This window comes from Maribacter sp. 6B07 (assembly GCF_002700155.1).
Classification (GTDB): Bacteria; Bacteroidota; Bacteroidia; order Flavobacteriales; family Flavobacteriaceae; genus Maribacter; species Maribacter dokdonensis.
On record NZ_PDUT01000001.1, the window covers coordinates 1,672,856 to 1,699,465 of the forward strand.

Sequence of the window (26,610 nt, forward strand, 5' to 3'; positions counted from 1 at the left end):
GTGGCGTAATAGATACTATACTACGAATTTGAAAACAAAGCTATTACATTATAGATTAGATGCAGCTTCTTGTATACGCTGATTGATGGTTTCAATGGCTACATTTAAAAACACCTCTTTCCCCTTAGGGTATAGTTTGTCCGCATTGAAATAGATAGTTTCATTGTCATCACTCTTGCTTTCGGTTAAATAATGACTGCCCATAGGATATGCTTTTTCTACGGTAACATGAAAACCAGAGGAGGGTGAAACCCTAAACTCATGTGCATAAACAATTATTTTTCTTTTGGTATTGGCATACGTTTTAAGCACATCTATAGAGATCATACTGGCTTCACCAAAGAGCGATGCTACATATAAGCTTTTAGGGTTTTTATATAACTCCATAGGTCTTGCCTTTGCAATGATCTTGTTATCACGTAGTACAACAGCTCTGTCTGCAAACGGTAGAACATCGTTAACATCATGCGTGGCCACAATAGTCGTAATTCTATGTTCTTTTAAATAATTAAAGATGTTACGGCGTAAACTGTTCTTTAAAAAATTGTCAATATGGCTAAAAGGTTCATCTAAAAGCAATACCTCTGGTTTTTGAGCCAGAACCCTTGCCAGTGCTACACGTTGCTGTTGACCGCCACTAAGTGTCTTTACTTTTTTATCTGCAAATGCTGTGAGTTCTATCATCTCTAAAAGCTCTTGAGTTCTTTCCTTTAATTCATCTGGATAAAAAACAGAAAGGTATTGGCTAATATTTTCTGCCACAGAAATAAAAGGCATTAAATCAAAATCTTGAGAAAGATATTTCATAAAAGGCATACCTGGAACCAAGTTGAATGCAGGACCTAAAATTGGCTCATCTTCCCAAAAAATCTCACCTTGTTCCAGATCCATTAGCCCATACATTAACTTCAACAAGGTGCTTTTTCCGCAACCGCTTTCTCCAATGATAGCCACATGTTCACCACGTTGAATACGCAGATCGATAGACGCTAATACTGGAAGTTTGTCATAAGAAAATGATAGGTTCTCTACTCGTAACATGCTTTTGTGCTTAGAACTGTAAAATTGAAAAATCCGTTCCAATTTGAAACGGATTTTTCGATAATTTATTGATTTAAAAAAATATTTACTCTTTAAATTCCTTTAAAACACTTTTATTGGGTAGCTCTGAGTATCCCATGTTAAATAGGGTGAACCCAAAAATATCGGCATATTGTTCAATGGTTTTGCTTACGGGTGTACCTGCTCCATGACCTGCATTGGTTTCTATTCGGATTAAAGTTGGGTTAGACCCTGCTTGTTTTTCCTGTAGTTCTGCCGCAAACTTAAAACTATGTGCAGGCACTACCCTATCGTCATGATCGCCGGTAGTTACCAAGGTTGCAGGGTATGCAGTACCTGTTTTTACATTATGTACAGGGGAGTAGCCTTTTAAATACTGGAACATTTCGTCACTATCTTCTGCGGTACCATAGTCATAGGCCCAACCGGCACCAGCTGTAAATGTATGATAACGAAGCATATCCATTACACCCACTGCAGGTAGCGCTACCTGCATTAAATCTGGTCTTTGGGTCATTGTTGCGCCAACAAGTAAACCACCATTAGAGCCGCCACGAATAGCTAAATATTCCTTTGAAGTATAGTTGTTGTCCACTAAATATTCTGCAGCTGCGATAAAGTCATCAAAAACATTTTGCTTTTTAGTTTTTATTCCCGCATCATGCCATTTTTTGCCATATTCACCACCACCACGTAAATTGGGTACAGCGTAAATTCCACCCTGTTCCATCCAAACGGCATTACCGATGCTAAAAGACGGAGTTACACTAACATTGAATCCGCCGTAGGCGTACAGAATAGTCGGATTTTTACCATTAAGTTCGGTTCCTTTTTTATAGGTAATGATCATTGGTATTTTAGTGCCATCTTTAGAACTATAGAAAACCTGTTCAGAAGTATAGTTCTCAGGATTGAAATCTATATTCGGTTTCCAATACAGCTCATATGTACCACTTTCTACATCATATTTAAAAGTTGATCCCGGGGTATTGTAATTGGTAAATGAGAAATACAATTCCTTATCTTCCTTTTCACCACCAAAACCACCCACAGAACCAAGACCTGGTAATTCTACTTCACGTATAAGTTTGCCTTCATAATCATACTGAAAAACCTTTGAGATAGCATCAACCATGTATTCTGCAAAGAAATAGCCACCACCTGTATTGGGGTTCAATACATTTTCGGTTTCTGGGATAAAATCTACCCAATTTTTAGCTTCGGGGTTACTGGCATCTACCGTTACTATTTTTTTATTGGGAGCATTTCTATTGGTTACAATGTATAGTTTTGAACCAACATTGTCAATTACATAGTTGTCAGATTCCGTGTCTTCAACCATAGGTATCAACAAGCCATTTGGATCTTCAAGGTTTCTTATAAACAATTTGTTTCCAGAAGTAGAAACCGATGCACTGATCAATAAGTACTTGTTGTCCTCAGTAACACTGGCACCAATATAACGATGTTTTTCTGTAGGTGTACCGCCAAAAATAAGTTCATCATTTTTTTGTGGAGTACCCAGTTTATGATAGTATACTTTATGTTGATCTGTTTTGGCAGAGAGTTCGCTACCTTTTGGTTTGTCATAACTAGAATAGTAAAAACCATCATTTCCTTTCCAAGAAAGTCCGCTGAATTTTATATCAATTAAGGTATCCTCCACAACCTCTTTGGTTTCGGCATTGAGAATAATAGCTTTTCGCCAATCGCTACCACCTTCAGAAATGAGATAGGCAGCTAAAGATCCATCTTTGGTAAAACTCAATCCAGCTAAAGATGTGGTGCCATCTTCAGAAAAGGTATTGGGGTCTAAAAAAACCTCAGGTTCTTCATCTCCTTTAGCCCTATATACAACATATTGATTTTGTAGGCCGTCATTCTTATAGAAATAGGTGTAATCACCCTTTTTAAATGGAGACCCTAATTTCTCATAATTCCATAATTTTTCCAATCGGTTTTTAAGGTCGTTTCTAAATGGAATTTTTTCTAGATAGCCAAATGTAGTTTTGTTTTGATCTTTTACCCAAGCTTCTGTCTCAGGGCTTCTATCATCTTCAAGCCAGCGGTATGGATCTTTGACCTCGGTGCCAAAATAAGTGTCTACGGTATCTACTTTTGCGGTAACAGGGTAATTCACGATAATGGGTTCTGGTTTAGATTCGTTTTTACAAGAAGAAATTAGCGCAACAGCAAAGAGCGCCGGTATAACATTTTTCATATGTAGTTCAGTTTGTACTAAAATACCATAAAAAAACCTTCAAAACTGTGAAGTTTTGAAGGTTTTAACGTTCTAAGGGTATAAATTAAACTAAGCTTTTTTCTACTAAATATTCAGAAATTTGAACAGCGTTTGTTGCGGCACCTTTTCTAAGATTATCTGCTACGATCCACATATTCAAAGTGTTTCTTTGAGTTTCATCTCTACGTAAACGCCCAACGAATACCTCATCTTTGTCGTGAGCATAAATTGGCATTGGGTAGGTATTGGTATCTGGGTTGTCTTGTACCGTAACACCTGGCATTTCGTTCAATAATTGACGCACCTCGTTTAATTCAAAATCATTTTCAAATTCCACGTTTACAGATTCTGAGTGCCCACCTGCCGTAGGAATACGAACAGCGGTTGCACTAACTGAGAATGTACGGTCATCAAGAATCTTCTGTGGCTCGCGGGCCAGTTTCATTTCTTCTTTTGTATAACCATTTTCTAAGAACACATCGCAATGGGGCAGGGCATTTCTACCAATAGGATAAGGGTATGCCATTTCGCCTTGAACACCGGCAATTTCATTCTCCAGCTGTTTAACTGCTTTTACCCCGGTACCAGAAACAGACTGGTAGGTTGAAACGACCACACGTTTCATTTTATATTTTTTATGTAAAGGGTGTAACGCCATGACCAATTGTATGGTAGAACAGTTGGGGTTGGCTATAATTTTATCTTCAGCGGTAAGCTCATGGGCATTGATTTCTGGAACCACTAATTTTTTTGTAGGGTCCATTCTCCATGCTGAGGAATTATCCACGACCGTAGTACCAACTTCGGCAAATTTTGGAGCCCATTCTAAAGAAGTGTCGCCACCGGCAGAAAATATGGCAATATTGGGTCTTGCAGCTACAGCATCTGCTAAGCCTATAACCGTATATTCATTACCTTTAAAGGTCATTTTTTTACCTACGGAACGCTCAGAGGCAACCAATAATAATTCCGTTAACGGAAAATTACGTTCTGCCAATACTTTCAACATTACATCGCCAACCATGCCTGTGGCACCAATAACAGCTACTTTCATTTGTGAAACAATTATATTAAGCGGCAAAAATACGTATTACAAGTACTTTCACAAGCAAAAAAGAAAAGAATAATCAAAATATAACAAAATGTTTTATTTGAAACAATTAATTATTAATGTGGACTTGGATAGTGGATAAAAAAAGAACCGTCAATGTTGTTAGCGAAACAACGTTGACGGTTTAAATTAAAATAGGTTGCAGTGCAACGGTTCCCTTTTCCAAGGGTATATCTTAAATTATTTTTTTAAAGCATCTCTAATCTCTACCAGTAATTCTTCAGCAGTAGGTCCTTTTGGAGCCTCTTCAACTGGAGCAGGAGGAGTTTTAGTTTTGTTGTAAGCTTTAACAATGATAAATAATACAAAACCAACGATAACCAAGTTGATGATAGCATTGATCCACTTACCGTAAAGAATAGCATTCTCTGGTTTGGTCACTGATCCATCGGCAGCAACAACAGCTTCATCCAATACAACTTTCATATCGGCGAAATCAAGTCCACCACTAAAATGACCAACAATTGGCATCATTACATCGCTAACGAAACCGCTAACAACTAATCCCATAGCGCCTGCAAGTAATACGGCTACGGCTAAATCTATGACATTACCTGTCATAATAAACTCCTTAAATTCTTTTAACATGTTCTAGTGTTTTTATTAATGGTTAAATATAATAAGTGAGGCAATTTACAAAAAAAAGCGATTCCTTAAATAAATGTTAACAAATCAGTGAACGATTATTCTTTTAATTCGCTGTGAAAGACCTGTTAAAAGTTCATATGAAATGGTTTGTGCAGTTTCGGCAAATTCGTTTGCCGGTAAGGGTTTTCCAAAAATAATGACCTCATCGCCCTCATCGCATGCAATAGAAGTAACATCTATCATAATCATATCCATGCAAACATTACCTATTATTGGAGCCAATTGACCGTTAACGCTTACAAAAGTTTTACCATGACCGTATTCTCTACCTATACCATCTGCGTGCCCTATGGGTAAAGTTGCGGTAATTCTTTTGGAATTGGAGGTATATTTTCTGTTATAACCCACAGACTCACCTTCAGAAATAATGTGTTTTTGGGCAATTATGGTTTTTAAGGTCATGACGGGTTGTAAAGTAGCGTCAACTTCTGGTTCGTTTCCGTAACCATATAAGCCAATTCCACTTCGCACCATATTGTACTGCGCTTCTGGGTAATTTATAATACCCGAAGTATTTAATACATGTTTAAGCGGTTTATCCTTAAAAAGTTGGTCCACCTGCTGGCAAATGTTCTTAAATCGCTGTAATTGCAAATTGGTGAACACTCTTTCATCATGATCTTCGGTTGCTGCCAAATGTGATAATACCGCCACAATTTTAATAGCTTTTTGTTGTTCAACAAGACTTGCAATTATGGGCAATTCATCTGCTGAAAACCCTAATCGGTTTAGTCCAGTATTAAATTTTAAATGTACGGGGTAGTCTACGATGTTCATAGCATTTGCCGTAGCAATAAAATCGTTCAAAATAGATTGCGAATATATGCTAGGCTCTAACCGGTGTTCAATTAGACTTGTAAAATGTACTTTTTGTGGGTGTAAAACCAAAATGGGTGCGGTAATACCACCTTCTCTAAGGGTAATGCCTTCGTTAACATATGCAACTGCAAAATAATCGGCACCCACCTCTTGTAAGTGTTTGGCAATAGCGACCGAATCGCTACCATAGGCATATGCCTTTACGACCGCCATAAATTTGGTTTCGGGCTTTATTTTTGATCGGAGTACATTGTAATTATGACCAAGTGCTTTTAGGTCGATCTCTAAAACGGTCTCTTCTGCCTTAGCCATTTTCGCTTTTTTTGATCGTATTTACTTCTTCGGAATTTACATCGATCGTTTTCACTTTCTCTTTAAGCATGGCTTTATAATAAGCGCCACGGCTTAAGGGTTCATATTCATTAACCTCACCTAGCATCACCAATTTATCGTTGCTCGATTTTCTAAAACTGTAGTTGGCCAAATTACCGGTACGTGTACAAATGGCGTGTACTTTGGTAACATATTCTGCAGTGGCCATAAGCGCAGGCATAGGTCCAAAAGGTTTTCCTTTAAAATCCATATCCAGACCTGCAACAATAACCCGTACCCCTTTATTGGCAAGGTCGTTGCAAACGGTAACTATTTCATCATCAAAGAATTGAGCTTCATCAATGCCTATAACATCACAAGTGTCTGCCAAAATACGAATGTTGGCTGCCGCGGGTACCGGAGTAGACCTAATTTCATTTGCATCGTGCGATACCACCATTTCATCATCATAACGGGTATCAACCATTGGCTTAAAGATTTCAACCTTTAATTTGGCAAATTGGGCACGTTTAAGTCTACGGATCAGTTCTTCTGTCTTTCCAGAAAACATAGACCCGGCAATGACTTCTATCCAGCCGAATTGTTCTTTATGATTAACTGTGTTTTCAAGAAACATTTTGTAATTTTAGACGAAAATAAGTGGATTTTCGTTTATTCTTTAAAGATGATAAAGGTATTTAAAAATCCTGCTATTTAGGTCTTGACCTTAAAAATTGTACTATGAAAAACAAGTTGAAACTGGAATTGAGAAAGTTATCTACAGAAATTTTGACTGCGGAGAACTTAGATGATGTTACAAGTTTGTATGAGATTTCTAAGAACTTGTATGAAAAATTAGCAGTATTAAAATTCATTGAGGTAGAGCTCAATGACATGGAAGTAGATGTTTCTAAAAATGCGATAGCGGCAAAATTTGAGGAAATGGCAAATGCCGTTTTAGATTCTAATAAATCGGTACCGGAAAGTAATCCACATGAAGAGGATATTATTCAATACCCAGGTATGGATACCATTAAAGGTTTTGTTTCTGAAATGCCCAGCACAGATGAATTAGAAGATGTTTTGACAGAATTTATGTCGAAGCCCGATTTGATGAAGAACGATAAAGAATTGTTCACCCCCACAAAAGCAGATCTAAAGCAGGCCGAAGCATTACCAAAGTCGCTTAACGATCGCTTGGCAAAAAGTAATGTAAAGGTAGATTTAAATGATCGCTTGGCTTTTGTAAAGCATTTGTTCAATGACAGTATGGAAGATTATAACCGTGTGTTGTCGCAATTGAATACTATTGATACTGAAGAAAGGTCAATTGCGTTTATAAAGAATATGGTGAAACCTGATTACAATAATTGGGTAGGAAAAGAAGCGTTTGAAGAACGATTCATAGAATTGGTTTCTCGTAGATTTTCTTAAGAGTTATAAACTAAATATCATAGACCCAGCACTTGTGTTGGGTTTTTTATACGATAATCAAGAGTTGAATCAAATCTACGCTTGCATCTAAATCTAAATTAAATTTTCAATACAATGCTTCGGGGTCGTGCCTTGAGGTTGTTCACTTTAAAACAAATGGGAAAGCTGTATTTAGTGCCAACACCTATAGGAAACTTAGAAGACATGACCTTAAGGGCCATACGGGTTCTTAAAGAGGTAGATTTGATTCTGGCGGAAGATACCCGTACCAGTGGAAAGCTCTTGCATCATTTTGAAATTGGTACACCAATGAAGAGTCACCATATGCATAATGAGCATAAAATGGTCGATTTTTTAGTGGGAAAACTAAAAGGTGGTGAGCATATTGCATTGATTTCCGATGCTGGCACGCCGGCAATTTCAGATCCTGGATTTTTATTGACCCGTGCCTGTGTAGAAGCAGGTATTGAGGTAGAATGCTTACCGGGAGCCACGGCTTTTGTACCTGCATTAGTCAACAGTGGTTTGCCAAATGACAAATTTGTTTTTGAAGGATTTCTTCCGGTAAAGAAAGGAAGGCAAACACGTTTAAAGTTATTGGCAGAAGAACCACGCACCATTATCTTTTATGAATCTCCACATAAACTTTTAAAGACATTAGGAAATTTTGTTGAATATTTCGGTGCAGAAAGACCGGTTTCCGTATCAAGGGAATTAACTAAGTTGTACGAAGAAACCGTTCGTGGAACTGCCGAAGAAGTTTTAAAACATTTTACGGAAAAACCGCCAAAAGGTGAGATCGTTATTATTGTTGGGGGGAATAAATAATAGTTTTACACTTAAATTAAAGTGAATTTAAATCTACATATTCTACAACAATTTTAGAATTTGAAATATTTTCTACAGCAATATATAAAGTATCGTTAACAATAGTTAAGCCTTCAATATCCACTAAACTCGGATCTATACTTTCAAAATTGATAGAGGTTTCTATAAAAGAATTTGTTTCTATATTTAAGACACCAAAAAAGAAGTTTGGCTCATTCTCCACAAAAGGTAATTTACCAGAAACAAAGATTAGATTCTCATATCTGCAAGCTGTAGTTTCAAATATTCCTTTAGGTAAATCAAAATAATCTAAAGAGCCATTATCCAAGTTGTATTTAAAACCGGTTTTAATTAATTCATATGGATTTGAGTTCTCAACTAATCCGCCAAAAACATATAAATCAGAATCAACTATTTCTCCTTCTGCAATAGTCCTTGATTCCTCTATGGTAAAAACATCTTGCAAATCATAAGTGCTATTGTTTAAACTTCGGATTTTGAAAGGAACTTTTGGATTGTCTAGAACAGTTAAATCTCCGCCAAGTAAATACACTTGAGAATCAACGGCTGCAGAACCAGCTCTTGATAAATTAGAAGCATATGGGTAGGTACTAATTTCAGAATCCAATGTATTTTTCATTGTTGATACTCGTCCTGAACCCACAACCACTAATTGATCATCAATTAAATGTAATCTGCTTGAAGTAAATTCGGAACCAGTATACGTTATTTCGGTAGAATCCAAAACCTGGGAATTAATATCATATTTGTAGACCCTTCTAACCCTTGGGTAACTGCTATCATCACGGTAAGATAGATATAAACTGTTAGTGTTATTGCTCCCTACAAATCCAGTAGTTTTACCATAGCTGGTAATATTGTTGAAATTTGCAAATGATTTAAAGTTAATGTTAGTGGGAGCTATTTTATAATCGTCACTAGTTTTTTGGATCAATGAAACCATTAATTTGGAATTAGTGGCTTCATCAACTATAATTTCACCGGAAATTGTATTTTCAGTGTCCTTGATCAGTGTAAACTCTGGATGTACTATTTCTATATTATCATTAATAATAAAGTCAAGCTCCACAGGCGACGAATAATTATCATTCGCGATTGATGAATTTGCATCAGCAATATGGTTTATACCTTTTCTCTTTTTCCAGGTTAAAATACCTGATACTTCATCGGAAGAATTAGAAGACGTAAAAATAAATTCATCATCCAAAATGTTGCTATTAGCGGTAACATCTAATGTCCCCGTAGCATTAACCAATGAAGCGCTTGAAATGTGCCAAGTCTTTTTTACTCCATTGTTTAATGTATTCTCAATTAAAAGCTGAAGTAAATCATTCTTTGATTTCAATATTTCTTGCTCTGATGGTCCTTCTGGTAAAGGTTCTACAATTTCTTCTTCCGGTTCTTCGACCTCCTCGGTTATTTGATCATCATCATTATCAATAACGATTTCCTCATTTGAAGAGCAGGCTATAATAAAGATAAACAAGAATGAAAATGTGAATTTAATCGAAGATAACCTTAGGAGTCTATTGCTCATATTATAAATGCAAAAGGGTTTGTATATTGAAATATAACGTTTCTTTTCTGACTTTCTGATACTCATAAAACGCTGTTTACCTAAATCATTTAAAATCAATAGCCCTAAGTGTTAATTTGGAGAAATAAATAAGAAATTTTCAAAATGAGAATTACCTTTACTCCAGTTTAGCATGAAAAAAATTCTCACATATACCTTTATTCTTCTTTACCTCACTGCAATGGTAAAGCCAGTATTGCCTGTGTTAGAGTATGTGTTAAATCAAGATTATATTGCTGAAGTACTGTGTATCAATAAAGACAAGCCCATGCTTAATTGTGATGGTAAATGTTACTTGGCACAAATGATCAAAGAGCAACAAGAAAAAGATCATCAAGATATACCTTCTGCCGATCTTCGCGAATATCCTATTGGCTTTGTAAATATTCTTGATGTTGATTTTGAAAGTGTATTGATCAAAACAGCTTTGGTTTCAATGCACCCTAACTTGAACGAACAACAGTTTATATCTACTGTTTTTCGTCCACCAAATTTCATCTCCTAAATAGCATTGTAGATTAGGCAAGCTTATTTAAAGTGATGCCCAGCTATGTGTTATTACCACGGCTCAAATCCTGAAGTCGGGGGTAACTGATCAATTATTTTATTTAAAAATATCTTATGCCTGTGCATAAGGTGAAACCATTACAATGACAAGAATGTAACAAGCCAATTTTACATGGCTTCTGCATTCATAATAATATATCAACAGATGAAATCTATATATAAAATTTTAGCAATAACCTTAGTATTAACCGTATTCGTTAGTTGTAGCAGCGATGATGATACTGCTACGGAGTTAACTGGCGAGAACAGTGTAACGCTTGAGTTTGATAACAGTGTGGGATCAGATGATCTTTTACTGGCAACATCTAGCTATACCAATTCCCAAAATGAAACATTGACAATTACAAGGCTCAATTATATTGTCAGTAATTTTCGTTTAACCAATGATCAAGGTGAAACCTTTACTTATGAAAAAGATGACAGCTACTTTGTTACCAGTGAAGAAACCGGTAATACAGAGGTAGTGTTAGAGAATATACCTGCGGGAACCTATGTGTCTATCACTTTTGGTGTGGGTGTAGATCAAGAAAAGTACCTTCAAGGTGCTGAAGGCCAGGGCGATTTTTTAACCGTAGCCGAAGAGACCAATATGATGTGGTCATGGCAGGCAGGCTATAAGTTTTTGAATTTCGAAGGAACGTTTACTTCGGAAACCGTGACCGAAACAACAGATTTTAAGGTGCATATGGGTAGTCATGGTTCAAGCTTGGATAATTATAAGGAAGTTACCCTAAGCCTGGGTACAGATGCTTTGGTAAGTGATGAAATGTCTCCCATTGTTCACCTAGTGGCAGATGCCAATGCTATTTTAGACGGAGCGCATAAATTATCACTTTCTGAACAGTCGGTAATTATGGTAAGCGAAGAAAAGTCGCCATTGGTGGCCTTAAATACGGCAAGTATGTTTACGGTAGATCACGTACATAACGGATCGGAACTCTCACATTAATCACATATGGGGTCGCTTAGTTTTAGCGGTCCTGTTTTAAAATTAAAACAGATGAAATATCTTTTTTGGGTATTGCTGTTAGTGTGTTTGGTGTCCTGCAATAATGAGGAATATCTATCATTGGAGAATTCCTTATTGACGGTAGAAGTTCCTGAGAATTTTCCTGATTTGGTGTATGATATAGAAGCCAACCCGCCAACACAATTAGGTTTTGAGTTGGGCAAAAAATTGTTCTATGATGGTAAACTCTCTTCCAACGGGTTTATCTCTTGTGGGTTCTGCCATGAGCAAAATTTTGCGTTCACCCACCACGGTCATCAATTTAGTCACGGTGTAGATGATTTGGAAGGCACAAGAAATACGCCTACCATTGCTAACATGGCATTTTTTAATGAATTTGCTTGGGATGGTGCTACATCGCATTTAGACCTTTTTCCAATTATACCTATAACCAATGAGGTAGAAATGGGGGAGACCATGACGGGAGTCATCAATAAAATCATAGCGGACAGTGAATATCAGCAACAGTTTGAAAATGCTTTTGAAGAAGGTGGTGTAAACGCCGAGAATTTTTTAAAGGCCTTATCCCAGTTTATGGTCATGATGATTTCCTCAAATTCTAAGTATGACAAGTTTGTACGAAATGAAGAGGGCGGGGAATTAACCGAAGTTGAAGCATATGGTTTAACGGTTTTTCAACAAAAGTGTGCCACTTGCCATGCTACTGATTTATTTACCGATGGTAGTTTTAGAAACAATGGATTGCCTCCCAATCCTCAATTGAACGATGTTGGTAGGGCTGAGGTCAGCGGTAGTGTTCATGATAATTACAAGTTTAAAGTGCCCAGTTTACGTAATGTAGCACTAACGGCTCCTTACATGCACGATGGTAGGTTCGGTAGCCTAGAATCCGTACTGAATTTTTATGCCAATGGCGTGGTAGATTCAGAAACATTGGATGATTCTTTAAGAACGGATGACGGACTTGGAATAGCATTAAGCGATGCGGAAAAAGAAGGACTATTGGCCTTCTTTGAACTATTGACAGATGAGACTTTTATAAATGACGAACGATTTTCAGAATATTAAAAAATGAACAAGATTATAATATGTATGTTTTTGCTTAGCGGACTATTTAGTGCCAAAGCAAATGATTTGCCAGAAGTAGGATCTGATTGTATTTGGAAAAATACCGAATTTGAATATTTCTGCGACACCTGTGGCTGCGGGGGTAACGGTGGTAGCATGGGTTTTGGAACAGGGCTGAACAATAATTTCGTAGGGTTGAGATATATAGGTCAGAAGTATCGTTCAAGGGATGGTATTTTTGATAATTCCCCTTGGATCAACGAAAACTTCAATACGGTACAGGCCTGGGGAAAATTCCCGGTTGGGAAAAGGGTATTGATCAATGCCCTGTTGCCGTATCATTTTCATAACAGAACCTTTACAGATAATACTGAGCAGACCATAACGGGCATAGGTGATGCTACTGTTTTGGCATATTACAATGTACTACGGCAAACACCAGATAGTATTATTTCTATAAAACCGGAGCATGCCTTGCAAATTGGTGGAGGTCTAAAATTCCCTACGGGTAGTTTTGATGCCGCAAATATTGAGGGCAGTGTTAACCCAAGTTTTCAATTAGGTACCGGAAGTTGGGATTATATTTTGGCTGCCAATTATGGTATTCGCCATAGAAATTGGGGCTTGTCCACTTTAGTAAATTATACCATTAAAACGGAGAACAGTAAAAAGTATCAATTTGGAAATCAATGGAATGTAGCATTAAATACATATAAGACCTACTATGTATCCCCATCTGTATCCCTTACTCCGCAAATAGGTTTTGGAGGCGAATTTTTTGAAGAGAATTTAGAGTTTAGTTTAGCGGTACCAGATACCGGTGGCAATGTCTATTTTGGGCGATTGGCCGTAGAGTTAAATTATAACAGGTATGCACTTGGGTTTTCTAGTATGCTGCCCATTTCGCAAAATTTGAATGAAGGTAAAGTTGAGGTAAAAAACAGGGTTTCATTATATTTGAATATCAATATATGATAGATAACCTTTTAAAAACCTAAATAACTGACCATGACATTAGTCGAGTTTAAGAAAAAACTAACTGCAGCACCAAAAGAAATATCTTTTTCAGACACTATGCAGGTAATAGATTCTAAATATAGTTTTACGCCTACGGCATTTACCAATGGAGAAGTAAAAAATGAAGCTGGCCAAAACTCTGGTTCGTGCAAATTATTATCGTTTGCAATCAAAGAGGGCCTCACAAAAGAAGAGACCTTAGTTTGTTTTGGTTCTTATTATTTTGATGAGGTATTATTGGATTTAAAAGGAGACTCTCATCAGAATATTAGAAATTTTATTGAGACCGGTTTTGAAGGTTTGCATTTTGAGGGCGAAGCATTAAAGTTATTATAGAATAAATAAAGAATCTTTATCACAAACCCATGCAAGAATTATTGGTTGAAATAAGAAATTGTACGGTTTGTGAGGCACACTTGCCATTAGAACCTAGACCAATTGTTGCAGGAAATAACAATTCTAAAATAATATTGGTGAGTCAGGCACCTGGTAGAAAAGCCCATGTCGAGAATAAGGCATGGGACGACCCAAGCGGTAAAAAACTACGAGAATGGTTAGGTGTTACAGACGAAGTATTTTACAATCCCGGAAATTTTGCCGTATTGCCGATGGGATTCTGTTATCCTGGCAAAGGTAAAACGGGTGATCTACCCCCAAGGAAAGAGTGCGCCCCGTTGTGGCACCCAAAAGTGTGGGAAGAGTTCAAGAATGTAAAACTCATTCTACTTATTGGCAAGTATGCGCAAGACCAATATTTGGGCCAAGAAGCTAAAAAGAACTTGACTGAGAATGTGTTGCACTACGAAGAGTTTCTGCCAAAGTATTTCCTTTTGCCACATCCATCACCAGTAAATCGTTTTTGGCGAAGTAAAAATCCTTGGTTCGAAGAAAAGGTGGTTGGGGAATTGCAGAAATTGGTTGCTGATATATTACAGAAGGGGTGATTTACTACTTTACTAAAAAAAATTAGTATCGAGAAGCTTTCGTGTTCCAAAAGGCGATGTCCTGAGCTCTGTCGAAGGGATCTCGATACTTTTTCTTATTTAATGAAATTATTTCAGCAGGCAACTAGCTCCTGTAATTCAAAATTTATAACTTTTGCTAATTGCTAATTGCTAATTGCTAATTGCTAATTGCTAATTGCTAATTGCTAATTGCTAATAAACCGATCCGTCATGTTTTCCTTTTTCCCAGCCATGTTTACCTAGGTATTGGTCGGCACTTTCAACAGCTCCCGTTTCAATAGATGTGCCCATAGAATCGTTCCAACGGTTAAGATATCCAAAGAGGGAGATTACGCCTAGCATTTCAACAATTTCCCCTTCGTTCCAGTGTTGGTATAAACGTTCTTTTATTTCGGCATCAACACCGTTAGGTACCTGTGAGGCCTGAAGGGAGAAATCTAAAGCGGCACGTTCTGCATCGGAAAATGCAGGGTGTGTTCTGTATTCCCAAATATTATCCAACTGTTCTTGTTCCGCACCATAACGTTCTGCAGCTCGTATAGCATGAGCTTGGCAATATCTACAACCCGTAGCGTTGCTACTCACCCATGCGATCATTCGCTTTAGGGCAGAGGTTACCCGGCCTTCATTTGCCATAACGGCTTTGTTCAAATTTATAAACGCTTTTGAAATTGCAGGCCTATGCTGCATGGTTAATACGGAATTAGGGCAAAATCCTAAAGTTTCATTGAAAAATGCAGCCAATTCTTTGGTTTCTGGATCATGATTTGGGTCAAGAGGTGTAACTAATGCCATACGTTTTGTTTAAGTATTTATTTAAGTTGTGTAAATTGATTATTGCCATTGAGTACACCACATTGGATACTAAAACAGCCTTTATTGTTGTATTTTTGTAATCTACAAGAAACAAAAAATTATGAGTACAACAAATCATATTAGCACGAAATGGTTGGGTAACATGTCCTTTGAAAGTAACAATCCATCTGGGCATTCATTAAAAATTGATATTGCCAAAGAAGATGGTGGTGACAGTAGTGGGTTAAGACCAAAAGCACTTATGCTTTCTTCATTGGCCGGTTGTTCAGGACTAGACGTTGCGGCAATGTTTAAAAAAATGAAGTTAGAGGTAGATGAGTTTCATATTGAAACCATTGCAAATCTTACGGATGAACACCCAAAGTACTACGATAAGGTAGTGATTGAGTATCATTTTCACGGTGCAGATTTAGCGGAGAAAAAACTGCAAAGAGCTGTAGACCTATCCATTGAAAAGTATTGCGGAGTAATGGAGATGTTTAGACAATTTGCTGAATTGGAGATTAAGACTGTTTTTCATAAGAAGTAAAAAACTCAAATACAAATACAAAAATCAAATACAAGTGGATGTCTAATAAGCCGTATGATTTGGAGGAAAGATTAGTAAATTTTGCAGCTGATGCTGCTCTATTTTGTAAAGGGATTCCGAATGATTTTACAGGACAGTACTATGGACATCAACTTTTAAGGTCTGCAGGTAGTTCTGCCCTTAATTTTGGAGAAATGCAGGGTGCTCAAACAGATAAAGATTTTAAGAATAAGGCAACAATCTCTTTAAAAGAATTAAAAGAGTCTAGAATCAATTTAAAGATTCTAACTAAGATACAATATGGTGATAGTGCCAGAAGATTAATGATATTGGACGAAGTTGAGCAACTAATAAAAATTTTAGCAACTATTATTAAAAACAAGAAACAAACGAATACTTAAATTTTAGTTTTTAATTTCACATTTAGATTGAATTTGAATTTGATATTTGAGTTTGTATTTAGGTTTGAACACTGCCAACTGTTACTGAAAACTGATTACTAAAACCATGCGCTGGACAATTAAACCAAAACCGAAACAAGAAGATATTGACACTTTAGCCAATGCGCTTAATGTTGATAGTTTGGTGGCGCAATTATTATTGCAAAGGGGTATCTCGACCTTTGAGGAGGCAAAGCATTTCTTTCGCCCGCAGTTGAGTGATTTACACGATCCTTTTCTTATGAAGGATATGGATATTGCCGTGGAAAGAATTGAAGAAGCTATTGCCAACGGAGAGAACATTCTAGTGTATGGCGATTATGATGTAGATGGTACCACGGCCGTTGCATTAATGTCATCTTATCTGTTAAGTTATTATCCTAATGTAGCAACCTATATTCCTGATCGTTATGATGAAGGGTATGGAGTGTCTTTTAAGGGAATCGATTTTGCCGAGGATAATGATTTTACATTGATTGTGGCGTTAGATTGCGGAGTAAAGGCAATTGATAAAGTGGCCTACGCTAAAGAAAAAGGAATAGATTTTATTATTTGTGACCACCATAGACCTGGTACAATATTACCACGTGCTATAGCTGTTTTAGACCCTAAAAGAGAAGATTGTTCATATCCGTATGATGAGTTATGTGGCTGTGGTGTTGGTTTTAAGCTGATCCAGGCATTGGGCTCACGTAGAGGAGAAACTATAGATGATGTCATCTATTACCTTGATTTAGTGGCAACTGCAATTGGAGCGGATATTGTACCGATAACTGGGGAGAATCGGATATTGGCTTATTATGGCTTACAGGTTATCAATCAACAGCCCAGAATTGGGTTTAAAGCCATAATTGATCAAATCAATAAAAAAGAATTGACCATTACAGATGTAGTGTTCATAATAGCTCCCAGAATAAATGCTGCCGGTAGAATGAAGCATGGGCAACATGCCGTAAATCTTTTAACGGAAACCAATATGGACCAAGCCATTCAATTTGCTTCTGAAATTGAAAAGTTCAATACGGATAGAAGAGGGCTGGATCAAGAAATTACGATAGAGGCCTTAGGACAGATTCAAGAAAATGAAGAGCAAGAAGGCTTTACCTCTGTGGTATATAAAGATACTTGGCATAAGGGCGTTATTGGTATAGTAGCATCAAGATTAACCGAAACCTACTATAGACCTACTTTGGTTTTTACCAAGAGCGGCGATAAATTGGCCGCTTCTGCAAGATCCGTTAGAGGCTTTGATGTATATAATGCTTTGGAAGGATGCTCAGATTATATAGAGCAGTTTGGCGGTCATAAATACGCTGCGGGCTTAACTTTATTAGAAGAGCAGTATAATAATTTTAAGCATCAGTTCGAGAAAGTGGTCAAAGAAACTATTGACCCACAAATGCTGATTCCTGAAATTACCATTGATGCGGTTATTGAGCTAAAGGATATTAATCCTAAGCTAATGCGCATATTAAAGCAATTTGCACCCTTTGGTCCAGGGAATATGTCACCGGTTTTTATGGCAGAAAATCTACAAGATACCGGTTATGCCAAGGGAGTGGGTAAAGAAGAAGCACATTTGAAATTGTCCGTGGTTCAGCAGGATAGTCATAAAATTGACGGCATTGGTTTTAATATGGGAGATAAGCTATCGTTGGTAACAGGGAGAAAACCTTTTAACGCCGTTTTTTCTATTGACGAAAATGAATGGCAGGGCAATGTTAGTTTACAACTAAAATTAAAGGATATCAAATGAGAATTGAACATATCGCCATTTGGGTATCTGATGTAGAGGCGATGCGCAAATTCTACGAAAAATATTTTAATGCTGTTTCAGGGGAGAGATACCATAATCCTAGTAAAAACTTCACTTCTTATTTCTTAAGCTTTGATGATGGTGCCCGGTTAGAGATTATGCATAAACCAGAAATTGACCCAACTAGTAACATGAACGTTACCTACACTGGTTACGCCCATCTTGCCGTATCGGTTGGCTCAAAAAAGAGGGTAAATACCTTGACCGAAGAACTTAGAAAAGAGGGATTTACTATTGCAGGAGAACCAAGAACTACCGGTGATGGGTATTACGAAAGTGTCATCTTGGATCCTGAAGGAAATCAGATAGAAATCACCATTTAACATTATTATTTATAATTGTTCTAAATAAGATTGTTATTTTTATATAAATATTTACATCTTATGAACGATATAAACCCCATTTATCAGAACGATTTTGGTATTGCCTTTCAATGGAAACGTGATAAACCCCGTGAATCGAACAAAGTTCAGGTGATTTTCAGGGATATTGGGTTACTATTGACTACTAGTGAATTACGTTATTTTTCTAAATGCATTGCACATACCATTGAAAATGGAAAGGGTAATTTATGCGGCGACTGTAAATCAAAGGAATCTTGCCGATCATTACTTTTAAATTCTCCTGCACATCAAATAACTTTTGCCGTAAGCTATCAAGAAGCTATTGAGATTAGAGATCTGATCAACGGCACAATGTTTAGGTTAGAGCTAGATTCTTTCTTTGGTGAATTAGGTATTGAATAAGATGTAAAAATTCATGCATCATTAATTACCATATTTGTTGCCTAAATCATATTTGACCATTTTATTAATAAATATCTTTGAGGTCAATTTACCAAAAGCTATATGAGCGTGAACGATCCCTATGCTGCCTTACGATTTAAGGAGTTCAATATTTTTCTACTAGTTCGTTTTGCTATGGTCTTTGCTTGGTCTATGCAATTTATAGTGATAGAATGGCAAGTATACACCATTACCAAAGACCCATTGTCATTAGGCATCATTGGTTTAATGGAGGTAATACCGGCAGTGGGCATGGCGCTTTTTGCGGGTCATATAGTTGATCAGAAAGAAAAACGAAACCTACTAATGAAATGTATATTTGGTTTCTCGGTCATTAGTTTTGGATTGTTTATGTTAAGTCTACCTTCGGTCTTAGAAACCTATGAAACCAAAACCATTTTATATGGTATTTATGCCCTGGTTTTCTGTGGTGGGTTGGTACGAGCATTTTTAGGGCCCACTATATTTTCATTGATTGCATTGATCGTTCCGAAAAAAATATACCCTAATGCAGCTACTTGGAGCAGTACTACTTGGCAAATGGCATCAGTATTAGGTCCGGCATTGGCAGGTTTTTCCATTAGTATTATAGGAGTACACTGGTCAATGTGCGTAATTTTCGGATTTTCTTTGTTGGCGTTAACGGCACTTTTCAATATTTCAAAGAAACCAATTCTTAACCCTAAGATTGGAGAACCCGTTTTTCAAAGTTTAAAGGAAGGCTTAACATTTGTATTTAAGACCAGAGCGGTATTGGGTGCCCTTACCTTAGACATGATTGCCGTATTATTTGGAGGTGCCGTAGCGTTACTGCCCATATTTGCACAAGATATACTGCATGTTGGATCAGAAGGTTTTGGGGTACTTAGGGCAGCACCGGCAGTGGGCGCCGCAATAACCATGTTAGGATCAACGAGATTTCCATTGCATAAGAATGCAGGTAAAAAATTGTTGCTTGCAGTATTTGGTTTTGGTGTATGTATGATCGTATTTGGTTTGTCTACCTACTTTTGGCTATCCGTTATTGCTTTATTTTTAAGTGGTGCGGTAGATGGAGTGTCCATGATCATTAGACAGACAATTTTACAATTAAAAACGCCCGATAATATGAGAGGCCGCGTAGCATCGGTAAATTCTATGTTCGTAGGATCATCTAACGAACTAGGTGCTTTTGAAAGCGGTGTTACGGCAAAGCTAATGGGTACGGTTACAGCGGTGGTTTTTGGGGGTAGCATGACGCTACTTACGGTAGGTCTTACCGCAATTGTTTCGCCCAAGTTTAGAAAATTAGATCTACAGAAAGATGTAGAAGACCATGAAAATTAATGATCTATAGTGTTATTAAAAAAAGCCCTAATGATAGGGCTTTTTTATATTGTAAGTAGTACTTAAGACTTTCGTCGTAAAGTGGTAGCATTCTCGTAGGTCAGTTATAGTATTGGGAATAAACACTTTATCTAAACTTGTGCGTAAAGATAAAACCAAATTCTATTTTTTGCCAATTTTTATGGGAAGTTGATGCAAGTAGTTGCACAATTTTGATATGTGGGACTTGCAGGTATTAAGTCATAAAAAAAGCCCCTAAACGTAGGGGCCATTCTTTTAAGTAACACTTAAGGGTTTAAATCTTCAAGTGGGGAAACTTGTAGGTAATGTGAAGATTTGGGATACAACACTTAAACTAACTAACAGTGTAAAGGTATGTTGAAAGCTAAGTATTATAAAACTATTGTTGTGAACTGCTCAATTTTTGTTGTAAGAAAAGGATTACAAATTAAATATTGCATTTCATCGATGATTTAGATGGAATTCAGCTGAATTCTTTCAACGAAAGTTTTGAACCGTCAAACTCGGCATAGGTGTAATATTTTATCCAATCCCCTAAGTTGGTGTACATTGAATCTTTCTTTAATTCAATTTCCAATGGCAGATGTCTGTGTCCAAAAATAAAATGATCAAAATGCTGGCTTTCTAATTTTCGTTTGGCATATAGTACAAGCCATTCTTTATCGTTTCCTAAAAATTTAGCATCGTCATCACCGCTGATCAATTTATTGCTAACAGATAGATGTTTTGCCAAACGAACGCCAAGATCGGGGTGTAACCACTTAAAGAACCATTTTGCTACGGGGTTGGTAAACACCTTTTTCATTCTTTTAAACCCCTTATCGTCCGGTCCAAGACCATCACCATGACCAATAAAGAATGATGTTCCGTTAATGGTATATTGTTGTGGTTTATGATAAACAGGTATATTCAGTTCTTCCTCAAAGTAACCATTCATCCAAAGATCGTGGTTGCCAACAAAATAATGTATTTGTATACCTGCATCAGACAGTTCTGCAAGCTTCCCCAAGGTTCTGGTAAATCCTTTTGGTATTACGGTCTTGTATTCAAACCAGAAGTCGAACAGATCGCCCATCAAAAAAATGACTCCTGCATCTTTCTTAACGGTATCTAACCATCGTACAAACTTAAGTTCTCTCACCCTACTTTCTTTCATAGTAGGTGCACCTAGGTGGTTGTCACTGGCAAAGTATACTTTTTTCCCTGCTGGAAGTTCAATGTTCGTCATCAGAATGTAAATATAATAACTGTTTTGCGTACCTAGGGAATACGTTGGTCAAAATAAGTACATACAGGTGTTTGTGAACTTGGTTTAAACAGTTGGGTCTTTTTCGTTCAATACAATTTTAATGGGGAGATGATCGCTAAAACCATTTACGTTGAAGGTTGAAGCGTTTGGTCTACCAAATTTTACTGGTTTTTGGTAAGCACCGGAAGTTAGTTCAGGGTATGCAATAATTTCTACGGTACTCAATTTAAACGGCAAACCTGATTTTTCTGATAAAATACTTTTAGAGATCATAAACTGGTCTAGCATATTATAGGTGTTGCCAAATACAAAAGTACCGATCTGTGCATCTAAAAACCGATGCATTACGTTATAGAAGTACTTTAACCGCACCCTATTGCTTTTAACCAATGCCTTGTTGTTGATGGCCATTAAATAATTGGTTATACTTTTATTGTAAGGGTTGTCATTGAAATCGCCCATTAATAGAATATTGGCATCGCTGCCCTGTTCCTCGTAAATGCGTTCAATCCAATATGATAGGTTTTCCGCGACCATTATTCTAAAAGGCTCGCTTGTTAGCTCACCTCCTGATCTTGATGGCCAGTGATTAAGAATACAAATAAGCTTATTGCCATTGGCAGTATTTATATGTACCTGAAATAGATCGCGTGTAGTATTTCTTTTAATGATACGAAGGCTAAAGGTCAACTGTTCTGGTCCATATTTGGTCTTGTCATAAATAAGTGCAGTATCTATACCTCGTTTATCATCCCCTTCAGAAATAACAAAACCGTAATTTTTTTGTAATGCCGTGCTCATGGCAGATATCAGCAGTTCAATTACATGTTCGTTTTCTACTTCACAAACACCAAGAATATCCGGACCTTCACCATTATTGAATTTGGAAATGATAGCGGTGAGATTGGCAATTTTTTGGTTGAGAATGGTAGCATCCCAACCTTTAAGTTCGTTCCCTAAGTGGTTGTTTAAAAATTCGCTTCTTCTAGGCGAATTTTCAATATCGAACAAATTTTCAAGATTCCACCAATAGATATGATGTTTGGTCATGTTGCTATATATTAAGGAATTACCCTCAAAATAAAGCAATTTATAATGATGAACGGCATTTGAAGTGTAAAGTTTAGATGAACTTAATTATCACTTGCGTACCACTCGGCAAAAGAGGTATCCGTTTCCTGAAGTTTTAGGGAAAACAAAGAAATATTCTCTGGCAACCTCGATTTTATTTTGGCTGCAAAATCTATCACCATATTTTCACTAGTAGGTTGGTAATCCGCTAAAATAACATTGTGTCCCCTATCGGTCAGTTCTTTGGCCAGTTCTACGTGTGGTGTATTTTTATTGAACACAGTAGCATGATCAAAAATATCAACAATGTCTTCTTTCACTATTTTTTTAAGATCTCCAAAATCTATCACCATACCCAGCTTAACGTGGTTGGTATCGGTAATGGGGCTTCCAATTACGGTTACGGATAATTTATAGCTATGGCCATGTACGTTTCTACATTTACCATCATAACCATACAGTGCATGACCGGTCTCAAAGTTGAATTGTTTTGTAATGCGAATTTTGCTCATAACCAATAATTATATGGCAAAGGTAGGGAAAGTATAAACGTATTTATACAGAAGAAATCAATCTAATACAATCTCTCTATTTCCTGTGATTAAGCTAACATGGCAACAGTCTGCCCCTACTTCAAATTCTTGGTTTACCACTAACTCATCATTAATATAACCCTTAAAAGTTAGGGTAGTAGTCTTATTTTGATATTGAATGCGGTGTGCATCACTTATCAGAGGGTATATGCCTTGATCATTGTGGTATTCTTCGGCACTTATATCTTTTGCCAAATTTTCACCGGTTGCAGTGTCTAATACTTCAAAACTATCTAAAACTACGGCATTATCAGATGTATCTTTAATGCTCACGGTAATAGTTACAAAATTTAAGGTACATATCGTGGAGGAACAATCTACTACCTCAGTATCAGGTTCATTTTTATCACTACAGGTCAATAAAAAGAAGGATAGAAGTATCAATGTAATTTTTGCGAACATAAAAACGGATTTTCTTAAAAGATGAATAAATACCGATTAGTTGCGTGGTGGTACAGGATTACCTTTTGTATTTTCTTTTTGCGCGGACTTTATTTACAAAATAAATGACCAAGACAAAAAGTGCAAGAATTGGAAATACAAGGTTACCGTTTAAAAATTGAAAGAATTCCATAATAATGATTTAGAAACAGAACGACAGGCTGTTTCGGTTATTGTCTATTTTTTAAATTTTGACAGCGCGTTACGGGTAAATTCCGATAGCGCTAATTTACCTGTAATAGATGCGCGATCTGTCAATAAGGTATCCCAATGGTCGGTGCCTTCCCATAAAACTTTCTTCCACTCGGTCAATGCATCAGGATTATAGCTTGCCAATTTATGAATGAAGAAATCAAGTTCTTTGTCCATTTCTTGGGCATTGTCATATACTTTGTTGAACAGTCCTTTTTCTTGAGCCCAATAAGCACTCTTCCATTCCGTAGGGGCTAAAGACATTTCGCCCATAGCTGCATTTCCTATTTTACGGGCAACGGCAGGAGCAATAACCAACGGAGCAATACCAATACTAAGCTCAGAAAGTTTAATTGATGAGTTCACGTTAGAATACACATAATCACAAGCTGCGGCAAGACCTACGCCGCCACCAACAGTTTTACCATGTACACGGCCAACAATGACCTTTTTACATTTACGCATAGCGTTTATCACGTGGGCAAAACCACTAAAGAATGCCTTACCTTCTTCTAAGTTGGAAACCTCTAACAGCTCATCAAAAGAAGCGCCGGCACAAAAAGCCTTTTCTCCCTCAGATTTTAAAAGGATAACGGAAATACCCTCGTTTTCTGAAAGTTCATTAATGGTATCGGTTAGGCGTTCTAAAAGTTCAGAAACAAAAGAGTTACTGGCAGGATGCCCAAATTCTACATGTGCAACTTTACCATCTATTCTTGTATATAAACTTCCATTTTTTCTTGTGGTGACCATAGCATCTTTTTTTGCTCGATAATCGAGACGATTTGCATTAGGGATTGCCCTAAGGCATTGAACACAAAATTACTGATTTTGCAATAAAGGTTTGAATTTGTTTCTAAACTTCCACACTAAAGCGGCACCTCTAATAAACATCCAAACGGTAAAGGCCAGCCATATGCCCGTTAGCCCCCAATTGAGGTATTTACCTAAAAACAGCATAGGAACAAAACCTAAAAAAGTAGCTGCGAGCAGGGTGTTTCGTAAATATTTCATCTCGCCCAGACCTTTAAAGACTCCGTCAAGTACAAAGGCAATGGTGTTTATGGGCAGTCCTAAAATAATGATATAGAAAATGGCATAGAATGCGGATAGCACCAAACTTTCATTGGAAAAAAGGGCACCTAAAGGTTTATAAAAAATACCGGCAAAGGCCATAATCACTACACTGACTATGAGTCCGTACTTTGTTATTTTTTTAGCCAATAACCAAAGTGCATTATAATTTTTTTCTCCCAGCAATCTACCGCCCATAATATTTCCGGCGGCACCAAAACCATCGATAAAAAAAGCTGAGAACAACCAAAGGTTAATAGCAATGGTATGTGCACCAATATACTTATCGCCCAGTGCAGTTGCTTCTCTAACAGCAAGAATAAGAGCCGTATTCAATGCTATGGCACGAACAAAAAGATTTAGGCTCATTACCACTAATCTTCCAAGTTCTGGGTGAATGGGTAACCTTAGCTTTAGACTAATATCTGTCTTTGTCCAAAGTAGATAAAATGCCATTATGGCCATAATACTTTGCGCCAATAAACTGGCATAGGCCGCACCATTTAAATACATTGCTGGTATAAAGCCATCAATACCGTATACAAAGGCGAAGTCGAAAATTACATTTAATAGAGCTCCTGTAATGGCAATGACCATGGGCCAATAGGTATTTTGTAATCCACGAAAAATACCCATTACGGCAAAAACGAATAAGGTCAAGGGAAATCCCCAAACGCGAATACTGTAATAACTAATGCAATACTGCAGTATTTTTCCCGAGGCATTTAGCAACTCAAAAATTTCTTGAATGACAAAAATGGTAGAGAGCAAAATTAAAATACTTAGAGCAATATTGAGGTAAATGGCCTGCGCGGGCAGGGTTTTGACCTCTTCTATTCTACCAGCGCCCAAATACTGTGATATTATGGCGGAAATAGCGCTACGTGTTTGCCCTAAAATCCAAATGAGCATAGAAAGAAAAGAACCTACTATACCGGCTGCGGCAAGAGATTCTAGTCCGTCAACCGGAATATTCCCCACTATGGCGGTATCCGTAATAGATAATAAAGGTTCTGCTATACCTGCTATAGTTGCGGGTATGGCCAAGGCATTTATAGATTTAAAATTAACGGAAGTTTTCAAAAAATATAGATTCTATAGTACAAGTTCGTAGCAGTGAAAAGGATGTGCGCTTTGCTTGGGAAAAAAGATATCCTCTAATTTAACATAACCACGTTGCTCATAAAATTTCTGATTTCTTTTGTTTTGGCTAAAGGTATCTAACCTTACTGATAGGGCGTTATTTTTACGTGCAAAGTTTTCGCCAAAATCCATTAATTGCTGTGCAAGGCCCCTGCCTTGATATTTAGGGTGTACCGCTAGTCTATGAACATAGTAGTTGTTGCCGTTTTCTGTTAACCAGACAACATTTTTATATTCATCGTCCATTACTTGCGATAGTACAATGCAGCCAATAATGGCATCCTCTTCTAAAAGTACATAAAGTTCATTACGCTCAATATCTTTTTCAAATGCTTTTTTAGAAGGGTATTCCGTTGTCCATTGGTAAATACCTTTTTCTTCCATGGCAATTCTACAGGCATTGGTCATGGTTAAAATTTCGGGTATTTGCGATATCTTTGCAGGTGCTATCATAAAAGCCATTTAATTAAATTG

Annotated in this window: 29 protein-coding genes; 14 read left to right on the forward strand and 15 right to left on the reverse strand. The window is 37.1% G+C overall.

Features of this window, described 5'->3' with window-relative positions; genetic code table 11:
- Positions 1-48: 48 nt before the first annotated feature.
- The 6 genes from CSC80_RS06980 to CSC80_RS07005 form a co-directional block, all read right to left on the reverse strand.
- On the reverse strand, positions 49-1,041 hold the full coding sequence (locus tag CSC80_RS06980; RefSeq protein ID WP_099190678.1) for an ABC transporter ATP-binding protein: 993 nt from the start codon (positions 1,039-1,041) through the stop codon (positions 49-51).
- Between the two features lie 85 nt (positions 1,042-1,126).
- Positions 1,127-3,283, reverse strand: coding sequence for a prolyl oligopeptidase family serine peptidase (locus CSC80_RS06985; RefSeq protein WP_099190680.1), 2,157 nt, complete (start codon positions 3,281-3,283; stop codon positions 1,127-1,129).
- Between the two features lie 85 nt (positions 3,284-3,368).
- Entirely contained in the window at positions 3,369-4,358 is a 990-nt protein-coding gene (locus tag CSC80_RS06990) for an aspartate-semialdehyde dehydrogenase (RefSeq protein ID WP_099190682.1), read from the reverse strand.
- A gap of 237 nt (positions 4,359-4,595) precedes the next feature.
- Complete coding sequence (mscL, locus tag CSC80_RS06995; protein WP_058104676.1) at positions 4,596-5,003, reverse strand: large conductance mechanosensitive channel protein MscL; 408 nt, start codon at positions 5,001-5,003, stop codon at positions 4,596-4,598.
- A gap of 84 nt (positions 5,004-5,087) precedes the next feature.
- Positions 5,088-6,194: an alanine racemase gene (gene alr, locus CSC80_RS07000; protein WP_099190684.1), complete on the reverse strand. Its 1,107-nt coding sequence runs from the start codon at positions 6,192-6,194 to the stop codon at positions 5,088-5,090.
- Entirely contained in the window at positions 6,187-6,831 is a 645-nt protein-coding gene (locus CSC80_RS07005; protein WP_058104678.1) for a thymidine kinase, read from the reverse strand. The genes alr and CSC80_RS07005 overlap by 8 nt, the downstream gene beginning before the upstream one ends.
- Positions 6,832-6,935: 104 nt before the next feature.
- On the opposite strand from CSC80_RS07005, the gene CSC80_RS07010 reads away from it, so the two are divergent.
- A complete protein-coding gene (locus CSC80_RS07010) occupies positions 6,936-7,628 on the forward strand; it encodes a hypothetical protein (protein ID WP_058104679.1) in 693 nt (230 codons plus the stop codon).
- Between the two features lie 156 nt (positions 7,629-7,784).
- Positions 7,785-8,456, forward strand: a complete 672-nt coding sequence (gene rsmI / locus CSC80_RS07015) for a 16S rRNA (cytidine(1402)-2'-O)-methyltransferase (RefSeq protein WP_099190686.1) — start codon at positions 7,785-7,787, stop codon at positions 8,454-8,456.
- 16 nt (positions 8,457-8,472) lie between these two features.
- Here the strand turns inward: rsmI and CSC80_RS07020 are convergent, their stop codons facing one another.
- Positions 8,473-10,014: a hypothetical protein gene (locus tag CSC80_RS07020; RefSeq protein ID WP_143751727.1), complete on the reverse strand. Its 1,542-nt coding sequence runs from the start codon at positions 10,012-10,014 to the stop codon at positions 8,473-8,475.
- Between the two features lie 172 nt (positions 10,015-10,186).
- Here CSC80_RS07020 and CSC80_RS07025 point away from each other — a divergent pair, with 172 nt between their 5' ends.
- From CSC80_RS07025 to CSC80_RS07050, 6 genes are all read left to right on the forward strand, one after another.
- The gene (locus tag CSC80_RS07025; protein WP_099190690.1) at positions 10,187-10,558 is read left to right on the forward strand and encodes a hypothetical protein; all 372 of its coding nucleotides are present in this window, start codon (positions 10,187-10,189) and stop codon (positions 10,556-10,558) included.
- 207 nt (positions 10,559-10,765) lie between these two features.
- Complete coding sequence (locus CSC80_RS07030; protein ID WP_099190692.1) at positions 10,766-11,569, forward strand: MbnP family protein; 804 nt, start codon at positions 10,766-10,768, stop codon at positions 11,567-11,569.
- 51 nt (positions 11,570-11,620) lie between these two features.
- Entirely contained in the window at positions 11,621-12,658 is a 1,038-nt protein-coding gene (locus CSC80_RS07035) for a cytochrome c peroxidase (RefSeq protein ID WP_099190694.1), read from the forward strand.
- A gap of 3 nt (positions 12,659-12,661) precedes the next feature.
- On the forward strand, positions 12,662-13,633 hold the full coding sequence (locus CSC80_RS07040) for a hypothetical protein (protein ID WP_099190696.1): 972 nt from the start codon (positions 12,662-12,664) through the stop codon (positions 13,631-13,633).
- A 33-nt stretch (positions 13,634-13,666) separates the two neighbouring features.
- Positions 13,667-14,011, forward strand: a complete 345-nt coding sequence (locus tag CSC80_RS07045) for a HopJ type III effector protein (RefSeq protein WP_099190698.1) — start codon at positions 13,667-13,669, stop codon at positions 14,009-14,011.
- A gap of 29 nt (positions 14,012-14,040) precedes the next feature.
- Positions 14,041-14,619 carry a uracil-DNA glycosylase family protein gene (locus tag CSC80_RS07050; protein WP_099190700.1) on the forward strand — a complete coding sequence of 193 codons (579 nt, stop codon included), beginning with the start codon at positions 14,041-14,043 and terminating at the stop codon, positions 14,617-14,619.
- A gap of 213 nt (positions 14,620-14,832) precedes the next feature.
- Here the strand turns inward: CSC80_RS07050 and CSC80_RS07055 are convergent, their stop codons facing one another.
- On the reverse strand, positions 14,833-15,435 hold the full coding sequence (locus tag CSC80_RS07055; protein ID WP_058104690.1) for a carboxymuconolactone decarboxylase family protein: 603 nt from the start codon (positions 15,433-15,435) through the stop codon (positions 14,833-14,835).
- 121 nt (positions 15,436-15,556) lie between these two features.
- Between CSC80_RS07055 and CSC80_RS07060 the strand changes: the two genes are divergently transcribed.
- The 6 genes from CSC80_RS07060 (at position 15,557) to CSC80_RS07085 (ending at position 20,352) form a co-directional block, all read left to right on the forward strand.
- Positions 15,557-15,985: an OsmC family protein gene (locus CSC80_RS07060; RefSeq protein ID WP_071340684.1), complete on the forward strand. Its 429-nt coding sequence runs from the start codon at positions 15,557-15,559 to the stop codon at positions 15,983-15,985.
- A gap of 38 nt (positions 15,986-16,023) precedes the next feature.
- On the forward strand, positions 16,024-16,386 hold the full coding sequence (locus CSC80_RS07065; protein WP_099190702.1) for a four helix bundle protein: 363 nt from the start codon (positions 16,024-16,026) through the stop codon (positions 16,384-16,386).
- Positions 16,387-16,492: 106 nt separating this feature from the next.
- Complete coding sequence (recJ, locus tag CSC80_RS07070) at positions 16,493-18,181, forward strand: single-stranded-DNA-specific exonuclease RecJ (RefSeq protein WP_099190704.1); 1,689 nt, start codon at positions 16,493-16,495, stop codon at positions 18,179-18,181.
- Positions 18,178-18,564, forward strand: coding sequence for a VOC family protein (locus tag CSC80_RS07075; RefSeq protein ID WP_099190706.1), 387 nt, complete (start codon positions 18,178-18,180; stop codon positions 18,562-18,564). Before recJ ends, CSC80_RS07075 begins: the two co-directional genes overlap by 4 nt.
- Positions 18,565-18,624: 60 nt before the next feature.
- Positions 18,625-18,987, forward strand: coding sequence for a hypothetical protein (locus tag CSC80_RS07080; RefSeq protein WP_058104695.1), 363 nt, complete (start codon positions 18,625-18,627; stop codon positions 18,985-18,987).
- Positions 18,988-19,089: 102 nt separating this feature from the next.
- Positions 19,090-20,352: an MFS transporter gene (locus tag CSC80_RS07085; protein ID WP_071340680.1), complete on the forward strand. Its 1,263-nt coding sequence runs from the start codon at positions 19,090-19,092 to the stop codon at positions 20,350-20,352.
- Positions 20,353-20,836: 484 nt separating this feature from the next.
- Here the strand turns inward: CSC80_RS07085 and CSC80_RS07090 are convergent, their stop codons facing one another.
- From CSC80_RS07090 to CSC80_RS07120, 7 genes are all read right to left on the reverse strand, one after another.
- Entirely contained in the window at positions 20,837-21,601 is a 765-nt protein-coding gene (locus tag CSC80_RS07090) for a UDP-2,3-diacylglucosamine diphosphatase (protein ID WP_058104697.1), read from the reverse strand.
- An 84-nt stretch (positions 21,602-21,685) separates the two neighbouring features.
- Positions 21,686-22,672, reverse strand: a complete 987-nt coding sequence (locus CSC80_RS07095; RefSeq protein ID WP_099190708.1) for an endonuclease/exonuclease/phosphatase family protein — start codon at positions 22,670-22,672, stop codon at positions 21,686-21,688.
- Between the two features lie 83 nt (positions 22,673-22,755).
- A complete protein-coding gene (locus tag CSC80_RS07100; protein WP_058104699.1) occupies positions 22,756-23,205 on the reverse strand; it encodes a 6-carboxytetrahydropterin synthase in 450 nt (149 codons plus the stop codon).
- 57 nt (positions 23,206-23,262) lie between these two features.
- Positions 23,263-23,688 (reverse strand): hypothetical protein, encoded by a 426-nt coding sequence (locus tag CSC80_RS07105; RefSeq protein WP_099190710.1) that lies wholly within the window; start codon positions 23,686-23,688, stop codon positions 23,263-23,265.
- A 216-nt stretch (positions 23,689-23,904) separates the two neighbouring features.
- Complete coding sequence (locus CSC80_RS07110; protein WP_058104701.1) at positions 23,905-24,672, reverse strand: enoyl-CoA hydratase/isomerase family protein; 768 nt, start codon at positions 24,670-24,672, stop codon at positions 23,905-23,907.
- 69 nt (positions 24,673-24,741) lie between these two features.
- A complete protein-coding gene (locus CSC80_RS07115) occupies positions 24,742-26,076 on the reverse strand; it encodes an MATE family efflux transporter (protein WP_099190712.1) in 1,335 nt (444 codons plus the stop codon).
- A gap of 12 nt (positions 26,077-26,088) precedes the next feature.
- Entirely contained in the window at positions 26,089-26,589 is a 501-nt protein-coding gene (locus CSC80_RS07120) for a GNAT family N-acetyltransferase (RefSeq protein WP_058105128.1), read from the reverse strand.
- Between the last annotated feature and the right edge of the window lie 21 nt (positions 26,590-26,610).